The organism is Pseudomonas sp. GW821-FHT01C01 (assembly GCF_059422645.1).
In genome coordinates, this window is the sequence record NZ_JBWKXF010000009.1 from 159,801 (window position 1) to 172,158 (window position 12,358).

12 protein-coding genes are annotated in these 12,358 nt (G+C 57.9%); 11 read left to right on the forward strand and 1 reads right to left on the reverse strand.

Annotated elements, in window-relative coordinates; translation table 11 throughout:
* Positions 1–36: 36 nt before the first annotated feature.
* The 7 genes from odhB (at position 37) to AC07XF_RS09370 (ending at position 8,069) form a co-directional block, all read left to right on the forward strand.
* Entirely contained in the window at positions 37–1,257 is a 1,221-nt protein-coding gene (gene odhB, locus AC07XF_RS09340) for a 2-oxoglutarate dehydrogenase complex dihydrolipoyllysine-residue succinyltransferase (protein WP_007977514.1), read from the forward strand.
* Between the two features lie 98 nt (positions 1,258–1,355).
* The gene (gene lpdA / locus AC07XF_RS09345; protein WP_007998079.1) at positions 1,356–2,792 is read left to right on the forward strand and encodes a dihydrolipoyl dehydrogenase; all 1,437 of its coding nucleotides are present in this window, start codon (positions 1,356–1,358) and stop codon (positions 2,790–2,792) included.
* Positions 2,793–2,988: 196 nt separating this feature from the next.
* A complete protein-coding gene (gene sucC / locus AC07XF_RS09350) occupies positions 2,989–4,155 on the forward strand; it encodes an ADP-forming succinate--CoA ligase subunit beta (RefSeq protein WP_003223015.1) in 1,167 nt (388 codons plus the stop codon).
* Positions 4,155–5,036, forward strand: coding sequence for a succinate--CoA ligase subunit alpha (gene sucD / locus AC07XF_RS09355; RefSeq protein WP_003223019.1), 882 nt, complete (start codon positions 4,155–4,157; stop codon positions 5,034–5,036). The genes sucC and sucD overlap by 1 nt, the downstream gene beginning before the upstream one ends.
* A gap of 402 nt (positions 5,037–5,438) precedes the next feature.
* Positions 5,439–6,752 carry a branched-chain amino acid transport system II carrier protein gene (brnQ, locus tag AC07XF_RS09360; protein WP_495026260.1) on the forward strand — a complete coding sequence of 438 codons (1,314 nt, stop codon included), beginning with the start codon at positions 5,439–5,441 and terminating at the stop codon, positions 6,750–6,752.
* Between the two features lie 178 nt (positions 6,753–6,930).
* Entirely contained in the window at positions 6,931–7,668 is a 738-nt protein-coding gene (locus AC07XF_RS09365; protein ID WP_495026261.1) for a DUF599 domain-containing protein, read from the forward strand.
* Entirely contained in the window at positions 7,668–8,069 is a 402-nt protein-coding gene (locus tag AC07XF_RS09370) for an MAPEG family protein (RefSeq protein WP_495026262.1), read from the forward strand. The genes AC07XF_RS09365 and AC07XF_RS09370 overlap by 1 nt, the downstream gene beginning before the upstream one ends.
* Before the next feature lie 67 nt (positions 8,070–8,136).
* On the opposite strand, the gene AC07XF_RS09375 is transcribed toward AC07XF_RS09370, so the two are convergent.
* Positions 8,137–8,391, reverse strand: coding sequence for a hypothetical protein (locus AC07XF_RS09375; protein WP_007984576.1), 255 nt, complete (start codon positions 8,389–8,391; stop codon positions 8,137–8,139).
* A 158-nt stretch (positions 8,392–8,549) separates the two neighbouring features.
* Here AC07XF_RS09375 and AC07XF_RS09380 point away from each other — a divergent pair, with 158 nt between their 5' ends.
* From AC07XF_RS09380 to AC07XF_RS09395, 4 genes are all read left to right on the forward strand, one after another.
* Complete coding sequence (locus AC07XF_RS09380; RefSeq protein ID WP_495026263.1) at positions 8,550–9,026, forward strand: PaaI family thioesterase; 477 nt, start codon at positions 8,550–8,552, stop codon at positions 9,024–9,026.
* A complete protein-coding gene (locus AC07XF_RS09385) occupies positions 9,023–9,475 on the forward strand; it encodes a PaaI family thioesterase (protein ID WP_477775717.1) in 453 nt (150 codons plus the stop codon). The genes AC07XF_RS09380 and AC07XF_RS09385 overlap by 4 nt, the downstream gene beginning before the upstream one ends.
* 81 nt (positions 9,476–9,556) lie before the next feature.
* Positions 9,557–11,461 (forward strand): molecular chaperone HtpG, encoded by a 1,905-nt coding sequence (htpG, locus tag AC07XF_RS09390; RefSeq protein ID WP_495026264.1) that lies wholly within the window; start codon positions 9,557–9,559, stop codon positions 11,459–11,461.
* Positions 11,462–11,527: 66 nt separating this feature from the next.
* On the forward strand, positions 11,528–12,256 hold the full coding sequence (locus AC07XF_RS09395) for a dienelactone hydrolase family protein (protein WP_495026265.1): 729 nt from the start codon (positions 11,528–11,530) through the stop codon (positions 12,254–12,256).
* Positions 12,257–12,358: the final 102 nt, after the last annotated feature.

Here is a 12,358-nt window from a genome sequence, read left to right on the forward strand (position 1 = left end):
CGCGCACCTGAAACCGAATTTAAGGAACCACAGACAATGGCTATCGAGATCAAAGCCCCCACTTTCCCGGAATCGGTTGCCGATGGCACCGTTGCCACCTGGCATAAACAACCGGGCGACGCGGTCAAGCGCGACGAACTGATCGTCGACATCGAAACCGACAAGGTCGTGCTGGAAGTGCTGGCTACCGCTGACGGCGTGCTGGGCGCTATCGTCAAGAACGAAGGCGACACCGTTCTGTCTGACGAAGTCCTGGGCTCCATCGTTGAAGGCGGCGCTGCTGCCGCAGCTCCGGCTGCCGCTGCTGCTCCGGCCGCTGCTGCTGCCGCTCCAGCTGCCGGCGCTGACGAAGACGCTATCGCAGCTCCAGCTGCTCGCAAGCTGGCCGAAGAAAACGGCATCAACCTGGCTTCCGTCAAAGGCACCGGCAAAGATGGTCGTGTAACCAAGGAAGACGTGGTTGCCGCTGTCGAAGCCAAGAAAGCTGCTCCTGCTGCCGCACCTGCCAAGGCTGCTGCTCCGGCTGCCGCTGCTCCTGTGTTCGCTGCTGGCGATCGCATCGAGAAGCGCGTTCCGATGACTCGCGTTCGTGCCACCGTGGCCAAGCGTCTGGTTGAAGCTCAGTCGAACATGGCGATGCTCACCACTTTCAACGAAGTCGACATGACCGAAGTCATGGCGCTGCGTTCGAAGTACAAGGATCTCTTTGAGAAGAGCCATAACGGCGTACGCCTGGGCTTCATGTCCTTCTTCGTGAAAGCGGCTACCGAGGCGCTGAAGCGCTTCCCGGCTGTCAACGCGTCGATCGACGGCGGCGACATCGTTTACCACGGCTACGCCGACGTCGGCGTTGCAGTTTCCAGCGATCGCGGACTGGTTGTACCGGTTCTGCGTAACGCCGAACTGATGAGCCTGGCTGAAATCGAAGGCGGCATCGCCACCTTCGGCAAGAAGGCCCGCGACGGCAAGCTGTCGATGGACGAAATGACCGGTGGTACGTTCACCATCACCAACGGCGGTACTTTCGGTTCGATGATGTCGACTCCGATCGTCAACCCGCCACAAGCAGCCATCCTGGGCATGCATAACATCATCCAGCGTCCTATGGCCATCAACGGTCAGGTCGTTATCCGTCCGATGATGTACCTGGCACTGTCCTACGATCACCGTCTGATCGATGGCAAAGAAGCTGTGACCTTCCTGGTGACCATCAAGAACCTGCTGGAAGATCCGGCTCGTCTGTTGCTGGATATCTGATAGAAGCAGCCATGAGCTGCAAGCCTGTGCTGTCGGAAAACCCGCAGCCTGGCTTGCCGCTCGCGGCTTGAAGCTTTTCGCTAAAGAGGATTTTTTGAATGTCGCAGAAATTTGACGTAGTAGTGATCGGTGCGGGCCCTGGCGGTTATGTCGCTGCCATCAAGGCCGCGCAGTTGGGTCTCTCCACTGCCTGCATCGAGAAGTACACCGACAAGGAAGGCAAACTGGCTCTGGGCGGTACCTGCCTGAACGTCGGCTGCATTCCATCCAAGGCCCTGCTGGACAGCTCGTGGAAATTCCACGAAGCCCAGGACGGTTTCGCGATCCACGGTATCAATCACGCTGGCGTGACCATGGACGTGCCAGCGATGGTTGGCCGTAAAGCCAACATCGTCAAAGGCCTGACCTCCGGCGTTGCGACCCTGTTCAAAGCCAACGGTGTGACCTCCATCCAGGGTCACGGCAAGCTGCTGGCCGGCAAGAAAGTTGAAGTCACCAAGCCAGACGGCTCGGTAGAAATCATCGAAGCCGAAAACGTCATCCTCGCTCCGGGCTCGCGTCCGATCGACATTCCACCGGCTCCGGTCGACCAGAATGTGATCGTCGATTCGACTGGCGCTCTGGAATTCCAATCGGTTCCAAAACGTCTGGGCGTGATCGGCGCTGGCGTTATCGGTCTGGAACTGGGTTCGGTCTGGTCGCGTCTGGGTGCAGAAGTGACTGTCCTGGAAGCCCTGGACACCTTCCTGATGGCAGCGGACACCGCTGTTTCCAAGGAAGCGCTGAAAACCCTGACCAAACAGGGTCTGGACATCAAGCTGGGCGCACGCGTCACCGGTTCCAAAGTGAACGGCGACGAAGTCGTGGTGAACTACACCGATGCCAAGGGCGAACAGAACATCACTTTCGACAAGCTGATCGTAGCCGTTGGTCGCCGTCCGGTGACCACTGATCTGCTGGCTGCCGACTGCGGCGTGACCCTGGATGAGCGCGGTTTCGTGCACGTTGACGATCACTGCGCCACCACCGTACCGGGCGTTTACGCCATCGGCGACGTGGTTCGCGGCATGATGCTGGCGCACAAGGCGTCCGAAGAAGGCATCATGGTTGTCGAGCGCATCAAGGGCCACAAGGCCCAGATGAACTATGATTTGATCCCTTCGGTTATTTATACTCACCCGGAAATCGCGTGGGTCGGTAAAACCGAGCAGGCCTTGAAAGCCGAAGGCGTTGAAGTTAACGTCGGCACCTTCCCGTTCGCAGCCTCTGGCCGTGCCATGGCTGCCAACGATACCGGCGGTTTCGTCAAGGTCATCGCAGATGCCAAGACAGACCGCGTACTGGGCGTCCACGTGATTGGCCCAAGCGCTGCCGAACTGGTTCAGCAGGGCGCGATCGGTATGGAATTCGGCACCAGCGCTGAAGACCTGGGCATGATGGTTTTCTCCCATCCGACCCTGTCTGAAGCCTTGCACGAAGCTGCTTTGGCAGTGAATGGCGGCGCCATCCACATCGCCAACCGCAAGAAGCGTTAAGACAATAAGAAACCACGGCGGAATGGCCCGTCGTGAGCCTTGCATGCAAGACTCACCGCGGAATATCCGCTGGACGCAGTCTTGCATAGCTGCACCGGGTATCCGGAAAGGCTATGCAAGCAGCAGTCACAGGTGGTGCGGCACTTGAATGAGTGCAGCACCGAATGCGCAGTACCTAACGAAGACGGTAATAAGCATGAATCTTCACGAGTATCAGGGTAAGCAGCTGTTCGCTGAGTACGGCCTGCCAGTTTCCACCGGTTACGCGGTAGACACCCCGGAAGCAGCAGCAGAAGCTTGCGACAAAATCGGCGGCAGCGAGTGGGTTGTCAAAGCCCAGGTCCACGCCGGTGGTCGCGGTAAAGCGGGCGGCGTAAAGCTGGTTCGCAACAAAGAAGACGCCAAAGCCTTCGCACAGCAGTGGCTGGGCAAGCGTCTGGTGACTTACCAGACTGACGCCAATGGTCAGCCAGTCACCAAGATCCTGGTTGAATCGTGCACTGATATCGCTAAAGAGCTGTACCTGGGCGCTGTCGTTGACCGTTCGAGCCGTCGTATCGTGTTCATGGCTTCCACCGAAGGTGGCGTGGACATCGAGAAAATCGCTCACGACACTCCAGAAAAAATTCTGAAAGCCACTATCGATCCACTGGTTGGCGCTCAGCCATTCCAGGGTCGCGAACTGGCATTCCAGTTGGGTCTGGAAGGCAAGCAAGTTGCCCAGTTCGCCAAGATCTTCGTAGGTCTGGCCAAACTGTTCCAGGATCACGATCTGGCCCTGCTGGAAGTGAACCCGCTGGTGATCAAGGCTGACGGCGATCTGCACTGCCTGGACGCCAAGATCAACATCGACGCCAACGCCATGTACCGTCAGCCAAAGCTGAAGACTTTCCACGATCCGTCGCAAGACGATCCGCGCGAAGCGCACGCTGCCAAGTTCGAACTGAACTACGTGGCGCTGGAAGGCAACATCGGTTGCATGGTCAACGGTGCTGGCCTGGCCATGGGTACCATGGACATCGTCAACCTGCATGGCGGCAAGCCAGCCAACTTCCTCGACGTGGGCGGCGGTGCTACCAAGGAACGCGTTACCGAAGCGTTCAAGATCATCCTGTCCGACACTAACGTCGCTGCAGTACTGGTCAACATCTTCGGCGGCATCGTTCGTTGCGACATGATTGCCGAAGGCATCATCGGTGCAGTGAAAGAAGTCGGCGTGAAAATCCCGGTTGTTGTTCGCCTTGAAGGCAACAACGCTGAGCTGGGCGCTAAAGTACTGGCAGAAAGCGGTTTGAACATCATCGCTGCTACCAGCCTGACCGACGCTGCTCAACAAGTTGTCAAAGCTGCGGAGGGCAAATAATGAGCGTCCTGATCAATAAAGACACCAAAGTTATCTGCCAGGGTATTACCGGTTCGCAAGGTAGTTTCCACACCCAGCAAGCCATCGAGTACGGCACCAAGATGGTTGGTGGTGTAACTCCAGGCAAAGGCGGCACCGAGCACCTGGGTCTGCCAGTGTTCAACACCGTTAAAGACGCAGTAGCTGCCACTGGCGCTACCGCCAGCGTGATCTACGTTCCGGCTCCTTTCTGCAAGGACTCGATCCTGGAAGCTGCTTTCGGCGGCATCAAGCTGATCGTCTGCATCACCGAAGGCATTCCTACCCTGGACATGCTGGACGCTAAAGTTAAGTGCGACGAGCTGGGTGTTACCCTGATCGGCCCTAACTGCCCAGGCGTGATCACTCCAGGCGAATGCAAGATCGGCATCATGCCAGGTCACATTCACTTGCCAGGCAAGGTCGGTATCGTTTCCCGTTCCGGCACCCTGACCTACGAAGCTGTAAAGCAGACTACTGACGCCGGTTTCGGTCAGTCGACTTGCGTCGGCATCGGTGGTGACCCGATCCCGGGTTCGAACTTCATCGACATCCTGAAGCTGTTCCAGGAAGACCCGAAGACCGAAGCGATCGTGATGATCGGCGAGATCGGCGGTTCGGCTGAAGAAGAAGCGGCTGCCTACATCAAGGCACACGTGACCAAGCCGGTTGTTTCCTACATCGCTGGTGTGACTGCTCCTCCGGGCAAGCGCATGGGCCATGCTGGCGCAATCATCTCTGGCGGCAAAGGCACTGCAGACGAGAAATTCGCTGCTCTGCAAGACGCAGGCGTTAAAACCGTGCGTTCGCTGGCAGACATCGGCAAGGCCCTGGCCGAGCTGACTGGTTGGGCTGTCAAGTAAGCCTCGCGCTTAGCTGACGCTTCACCAAACAAAGGCCACCTTCGGGTGGCCTTTGTCGTTTCCGGGGTTTGTGTTGGGTGTACCGGCCTCTTCGCGGGCAAGCCCGCTCCCACATTTTGTACGCGTTCCAATGTGGGAGCGGGCTTGCCCGCGAAGGCGGACTTCCAGGTGACATCTATCAACATGCAAAAACGCGACACAAAGATGTCGTAGATCGGAATGTTTGCCCACTAACAGTGCGTTTGTCGGCCAAATTCGTTAGGCTACTCGCCATTTTTGCGTCCGCGTCCCACAAGGCTGCAACGCGCTAAAAGGGTCGGTCTTATACGGACTGACAGCATTTCCCTCACCCATAGGGAAATCCCTCTCTAAATTCCGATTCAGTAGTGTGGTATTTCCTTAATGAAAGTGTTGAAAGGCCAGGACATCCTGGCACTTGGTTTTATGACGTTTGCCCTGTTCGTCGGGGCTGGCAACATCATCTTCCCGCCTATCGTCGGTTTGCAGTCCGGGCCTAATGTCTGGATGGCAGCGCTGGGTTTTCTGGTCACTGCCGTGGGTTTGCCGGTGATCACCGTTGTGGCCCTGGCCAAGGTCGGTGGCGCAATGGATGCGTTGAGCAGTCCGATCGGTAAAATCGCCGGCGGCCTGTTGGCGGCGGCATGCTACCTGGCTGTGGGCCCGCTGTTCGCGACGCCACGTACTGCCACCGTATCGTTCGAAGTGGGCCTGGCGCCGCTGACCGGCGAGAGCCCGCTGGCGTTGTTTCTGTACAGCTCGGTTTACTTCCTGCTGGTGTTCTTCATCTCGCTGTATCCGGGCCGTTTGCTGGATACCGTAGGGCGTTTTCTCGCTCCGCTGAAGATCATAGCCCTGGCCGTGCTGGGCATTGCAGCCTTCGCCCTGCCGGCCGGTGACATTGGTCAGGCAACCCCTGAATACATGGCAGCCCCGTTTTCCCAAGGCTTCATCAATGGTTACCTGACCATGGATACCCTGGGCGCCCTGGTGTTCGGCATCGTTATCGTCAACGCCATCCGTTCCCGCGGCGTCGAGTCGCCAGCACTGATCACCCGCTACGCGATCATCGCCGGTCTGATTGCCGGTGTGGGCCTGGCGCTGGTGTATGTCAGCCTGTTCCGTCTTGGTTCGGGCAGCCACGAAGTGGCCGTTGGCGCAACCAATGGCGCGGCGGTATTGCACGCCTACGTGCAGCACACCTTCGGTTCGCTGGGCAGCGGTTTCCTTGCGGTGCTGATCTCGCTGGCGTGTCTGGTGACTGCAGTCGGCCTGACTTGTGCCTGCGCCGAGTACTTCAGCCGAGTGGTACCGCTGTCCTACAAGACTCTGGTGATCATCCTCGCTGCGTTCTCGCTGCTGGTGTCCAACCTGGGCCTGACCAAGTTGATTGCGTTCTCGATCCCGGTGCTCACTGCGATCTACCCACCGTGCATCGTTCTGGTGGCGTTGAGCTTCTGCAAGGACTTCTGGCATGAGCAGGGCCGTATCCTCGGCCCGGTGATGCTGGTGTCGTTCATCTTCGGCCTGATCGACGCCCTCAAAGGCGCCGGGCTGGCGGACTGGATGCCGACGCAACTGGCGCACCTGCCGCTGAGCGAGCAGGGCCTGGCCTGGCTGGTGCCGTCGGTGATGACTCTGGTGGTCGCCGTGGTCTGCGACCGTATGCTGGGCAAGCGCGAAGAAGCGCTGGCTTAAGCTTTACCGGCCCGTCACAAGCGGGCCTGTGAACAAAACAGAAATGCCCCGTATCAATCGATACGGGGCATTTTTTTATGGGGTGATGCGGTGTCTTTTCTGTTGAGCTAACGTCGAAGCATTGCAAACCCGCTCCCACAGGGATTCGGTACTCCTCTTGCACATCACAAGGACCTGCATGTCGTTCATCCAAGCCAATCTGATCCACATTCTTGCCGCCATCTGGTTCGTTATCTGCTGGGGCGGGTACACTCGCTATGCCACATGGAAAGGCCGTGACACCGCGTGTCTGGCCAGTGTGCTGCACCTGTATCGTGAGGACTGGATGCGCCGCATGCTGCTGCGCGACAACCGCATCGCCGATGCCAGTGTGATCGGCAATCTGGAACGCAATGCTTCGTTCTTCGCCTCCAGTACGTTGATTATCCTGGCCGGTATTCTCACGGTGCTGGGGGCTTCGGAGCGGGCGGTGTCGTTGCTGGCGGATATCCCGATGGTGCAACAGGCGTCCCAGGGTATGTCGGAAATCAAGTTGCTGTGCCTGGCGCTGGTGTTTGTCTATGCGTTCTTCACGTTCAGCTGGTGCATGCGCCAGTACAACTTTGCGGCGGTGCTGGTGGGGTCGGCGCCGATGGTCGGCGAGCGCCATGTGTCCGAGCAAGAGCGCAAAGCGTTCGCTTCCCGCGCGGCCCGCGTCATCTCCATGGCCGCCAACCAGTTCAACTTCGGGCTGCGTTCCTACTACTTCGGCATGACCATGCTGGCCTGGTTTGTCAGCCCATGGTTGTTCATGTTGATGAGTGCCGGCGTCGTGTTTGTGTTGTACCGCCGCGAGTTTCATTCCGACGTTCTCGACGTGATGGTCTATACCCCTACAGAGGCGCCGTTGCCGGAGGTGATCAAAGAGGCTGCTTGATGAGTATTCCGTTCTGGTGTGTGTTTATCAGTGCCGTGCTGATTTACGTGGCGCGTATGCCCGTGACGAAGGCCATGAAAGAGCAGGGCGGTTACAACAATCACCTACCGCGCCAGCAGCAGGGCCAACTCACAGGTTTCGGTGCCCGTGCGGTGGCAGCGCATCAGAATAGTTTCGAAGCGTTCATGTTGTTTGCGGTGGGTGTGTTGATGGCGCATACCACGCAGACGGCGGGATGGCTTATCGATTGTCTGGCTATCATCTTTGTGATTGCGCGGGTTATTTATCTGGTGTGTTACTGGAAAGACCTGGCCTGGCAACGCAGTCTGGTTTGGCTGGTGGGATTAATCTGTTCGTTGTTGCTGATGATTAGTCCGACCTTTCGTACGATTTTGCTCTAACCGCTTTTTTGAAGACAAAAGAAAACCCGCACTTGGCGGGTTTTCTTTTATCACGCTAAAAACCGCATTAGTTCTTAGGTGCTTCCGGAGCGGCCGGTGCAGCCTCTTTTGCCGCTGCTGCGTTCGATTCAGCCTGATCTTTGGCGGCTTCGGCGTTTTCTTTCGCCGCGTCGTTCACTTTATCCTGTGCTTCGTTCATTTTTTGCTGGGCTTGCTCAGCATGTTGGTTAGCATCTTGAGCTTTGTCCTCGGATTTTTTATCGCAGGCAGCGAGACCGAGGGAAGCGGTCAACATCAAGGCAATAGCTAAAGTCTTACGCATGGGGTGTTTCTCCTGATGAAAAGCATCTACTGGCCTTAAGAGCCCACGCATCAGGGTTAAGTTCCTTAATTCTTTCAGATATATAAGTTTGCTCTAATGCGGAACTTTTACCCGGACCGCCACCGCACTGTACGGATATAAACAAGAGTTTTTAACAAATGGCTGAAAACCCCGTTTTTGAGCGTGCGATGCGCTTTCTGTCGGCGCTGCGACATTGCCAGGTACTGGGACTAAGCGTTCACAGCGCCAGCAGCGAAGGGCTGACGATTGTGCTGCCATACAGCCCGCAGATCGTTGGTAATCCCGAAACCGGCGTGATTCACGGCGGGGCGCTGACTTCGCTGATGGACACGGCCTGTGGCATGGCGACGCTTTGCGTGCTCCCGGAATTCGAGGTCTGCCCGACCCTCGATCTGCGCATCGACTACATGCACGCCGCCGAGCCGCATAAAGATGTCTACGGCTTTGCCCAGTGCTACCGCGTCACCACCGACGTGATTTTCGCCCGTGGTTTCGCCTATCAGGATGACCCCGAGCAACCCATTGCCCATGTGATGGGCACTTTCATGCGCATGGGCAAGGGCCTCAAAGGCACCAAGGGCTTTGGTGGCGCGGTTGCCGGAGGTGCGCAATGAGTGAGTCGCTAAAGGACCAATTGCAAAAGGCCCACGAGCAGGGCGATTACGCCTCGCTGCTGGATTTGATTCCCTATGCCCGGCTGATCGGCGTCGAATGTTCACGGGTGGGAGATGAGCTGCTGTTCAAGCTGCCAGCGAACAAGGACAACATTGGTAACCCTTTGTTGCCGGCGATTCATGGCGGTGTGATCGCCGGTTTCATGGAGTTGGCCGCCGCGCTGCATCTGTTGGTGTTTACCGGATCGCCCGGGGTGCCGAAAATCATCGACTTTTCCCTGGATTACCTGCGTGCCGGGCAGTTTCGCGATACCTGGGCCCGATGCCAGGTTTGCCGCCAGGGTCGCAGGGTCGCCAACGTGGCGATTACCGCCTGGCAAAGCACCGAAGCCGAACCCATTGCCACGGCCCGCGCACATTTCAAACTCGAAGAGCCCTTGAAATCCTGAACGGTGCCCCAAACTCTGAGGACAACCCGCCGACGACCCTCAAGGTCGCGGCTTATGCCATCTGATTGGAGTTTGATGACCATGAGTGTGGAAACTCAAAAGGAAACCCTGGGCTTCCAGACCGAGGTGAAGCAACTGCTGCACCTCATGATCCATTCGCTGTATTCCAACAAGGAAATTTTCCTTCGCGAATTGATCTCGAACGCCTCTGACGCTGTCGACAAATTACGTTTCGAAGCCCTGGCCAAGCCAGAGCTGCTGGAAGGTGGTGCCGAACTGAAAATCCGCGTGAGCTTCGACAAGGACGCTAAAACCGTCACCCTCGAAGACAACGGTATCGGCATGAGCCGCGAAGATGCGATCACCCACCTGGGGACCATCGCCAAGTCCGGCACCGCCGATTTCATGAAGCACCTGACCGGCGACCAGAAGAAAGACTCGCATCTGATCGGCCAGTTCGGTGTCGGTTTCTACTCCGCATTCATCGTCGCCGACAAGGTCGACGTGTACAGCCGCCGTGCCGGCGCAGCTGCCAGCGAAGGCGTGCACTGGTCCTCCAAGGGCGAAGGCGACTTCGAAGTCGCGACCATCGACAAGGCTGACCGTGGTACTCGCATCGTCCTGCACCTGAAGTCCGGTGAAGACGAGTTCGCCGATGGCTGGCGCCTGCGCAACATCATCAAGAAGTACTCCGATCACATCGCTTTGCCGATCGAGTTGCCGAAAGAAGTGGCAGCCACCGAGGGCGAAGAGAAGCCGGCCGTTGAGTGGGAAACCGTCAACCGCGCCAGCGCCCTGTGGACCCGTCCGCGTACCGAAATCAAGGATGAGGAATATCAGGAGTTCTACAAACACATCGCTCACGACTTCGAAAACCCGCTGAGCTGGAGCCACAATAAGGTCGAGGGCAAGCTCGAATACAGCTCGCTGCTGTACGTGCCAACCCGTGCGCCGTTCGACCTGTACCAGCGTGAAGCGCCGAAAGGCCTGAAATTGTACGTGCAGCGCGTGTTCGTCATGGATCAGGCCGAGTCCTTCCTGCCGTTGTACCTGCGCTTCATCAAGGGCGTGGTCGATTCCAACGACCTGTCGCTGAACGTGTCGCGGGAAATCCTGCAGAAAGACCCGATCATCGATTCCATGAAGTCGGCGCTGACCAAGCGCGTTCTGGACATGCTGGAAAAACTGGCGAAGAACGAGCCTGAGCAATACAAGGGCTTCTGGAAAAACTTCGGTCAGGTCATGAAAGAAGGCCCGGCAGAAGACTTCGCCAACAAAGAAAAAATCGCCGGCCTGCTGCGTTTCGCCTCGACCCATGGCGACGATGGCGAACAGGTGGTTGGCCTGGCCGAGTACCTGGCGCGCGCCAAGGAAGGTCAGGACAAGATTTACTACCTGACCGGCGAAACCTACGCGCAAGTCAAGAACAGCCCGCACCTGGAAGTCTTCCGCAAGAAAGGCATCGAAGTGCTGCTGCTGACGGATCGCATCGACGAGTGGCTGATGAGCTACCTCAGCGACTTCGACGGCAAGAGCTTTGTCGACGTGGCGCGCGGTGACCTGGACCTCGGCAACCTGGACTCGGAAGAGGACAAGAAGGCTGCGGAAGAAGTCGCCAAGGCTAAGGAAGGTCTGGTTGAGCGTCTGAAAACCGCGCTGGGCGAATCCGTTGCGGAAGTTCGGGTGTCCCATCGTTTGACCGACTCCCCGGCGATTCTGGCCATCGGCGAGCAGGACCTGGGCTTGCAGATGCGTCAGATCCTCGAAGCCAGCGGCCAGAAGGTTCCGGATTCGAAGCCGATCTTCGAATTCAACCCGGCTCACCCGCTGATCGAGAAGCTCGACAACGAGCAGAGCGACGAGCGCTTCGGCGACCTGTCGCACATCCTCTTCGATCAGGCGGCCCTGGCGGCCGGCGACAGCTTGAAAGATCCGGCGGCCTACGTGCGCCGTCTGAACAAACTGTTGGTCGAGCTATCAGCTTAACTGCGTTGTAGAAAACCCGCTTCGGCGGGTTTTTTCATTCTGGTGTTCAAAAATCAGGAGTCAGAAATGAGCCAAATCACTGTACGTTCCGTTGCCTATCAGATTGATGGTCAGGCCTACGAAAGCCGTCTGGCCTTCGATGCCGACCATAAAGGCCCGCGTCCGGGTTTGTTGATGGCGCCGAACTGGATGGGCGTCAGCGCCGGTGCCGAGGAGATCGCCAAGTCGGTGGCAGCCAAGGGCTACGTGGTGCTGATCGCAGATCTTTACGGTCAATCGGTTCGTCCGACGAACAATGACGAGGCCGGCGCGGCAATGATGCCGTTGAAGAATGACCGCGCATTGCTGCGCAAGCGCATGCAGGCGGCGTTCGAACAGTTGCAGAGTCAGGGCGAGGTGGCAGTCGATACTTCGAGACTGGCGACCTACGGTTTCTGCTTCGGTGGCTGCTGTGCCCTGGAGTTCGCCCGTACCGGTGCGCCGGTGAAAGCTGCGGTATCGTTCCATGGCACGCTGGACACACCGGATCCGGCCGATGCGAAAAACATCAAGGGTAAGGTGTTGGTACTGCACGGTGCCTCCGATCCACTGGTGCCGAAGGAGCAGTTGCCGGCGTTCGAAGATGAAATGAACGCGGCCGGTGTGGACTGGCAGTTGTTGAGCTACGGCGGTGCGTTCCACTCGTTCACGGATCCGCATGCCAAGGTGCCGGGCATGATGATGTATGACGCGAAGATCGCCGCTCGGGCGTTCACGTCGATGCATAACTTGCTGGATGAAGTGTTCAAGGGGTGATCTGGTGTCAGGCACCGATTTTGTCAGTGCCTGAACCGGCCTCTTCGCGAGCAAGCCCGCTCCCACATTGGAATGCGTTCCAATGTGGGAGCGGGCTTGCTC

Bases quoted from the DNA above. Each gene is read 5' to 3' on its own strand.
- AC07XF_RS09395 (WP_495026265.1), top strand. From the start codon at position 11,528: ATGAGCCAAATCACTGTACGTTCCGTTGCCTATCAGATTGATGGTCAG.
- AC07XF_RS09370 (WP_495026262.1), top strand. From the start codon at position 7,668: ATGAGTATTCCGTTCTGGTGTGTGTTTATCAGTGCCGTGCTGATTTAC.
- sucD (WP_003223019.1), top strand. From the start codon at position 4,155: ATGAGCGTCCTGATCAATAAAGACACCAAAGTTATCTGCCAGGGTATT.
- brnQ (WP_495026260.1), top strand. From the start codon at position 5,439: ATGAAAGTGTTGAAAGGCCAGGACATCCTGGCACTTGGTTTTATGACG.
- AC07XF_RS09385 (WP_477775717.1), top strand. From the start codon at position 9,023: ATGAGTGAGTCGCTAAAGGACCAATTGCAAAAGGCCCACGAGCAGGGC.
- AC07XF_RS09375 (WP_007984576.1), bottom strand. From the start codon at position 8,391: ATGCGTAAGACTTTAGCTATTGCCTTGATGTTGACCGCTTCCCTCGGT.
- AC07XF_RS09365 (WP_495026261.1), top strand. From the start codon at position 6,931: ATGTCGTTCATCCAAGCCAATCTGATCCACATTCTTGCCGCCATCTGG.
- htpG (WP_495026264.1), top strand. From the start codon at position 9,557: ATGAGTGTGGAAACTCAAAAGGAAACCCTGGGCTTCCAGACCGAGGTG.
- odhB (WP_007977514.1), top strand. From the start codon at position 37: ATGGCTATCGAGATCAAAGCCCCCACTTTCCCGGAATCGGTTGCCGAT.
- AC07XF_RS09380 (WP_495026263.1), top strand. From the start codon at position 8,550: ATGGCTGAAAACCCCGTTTTTGAGCGTGCGATGCGCTTTCTGTCGGCG.
- lpdA (WP_007998079.1), top strand. From the start codon at position 1,356: ATGTCGCAGAAATTTGACGTAGTAGTGATCGGTGCGGGCCCTGGCGGT.
- sucC (WP_003223015.1), top strand. From the start codon at position 2,989: ATGAATCTTCACGAGTATCAGGGTAAGCAGCTGTTCGCTGAGTACGGC.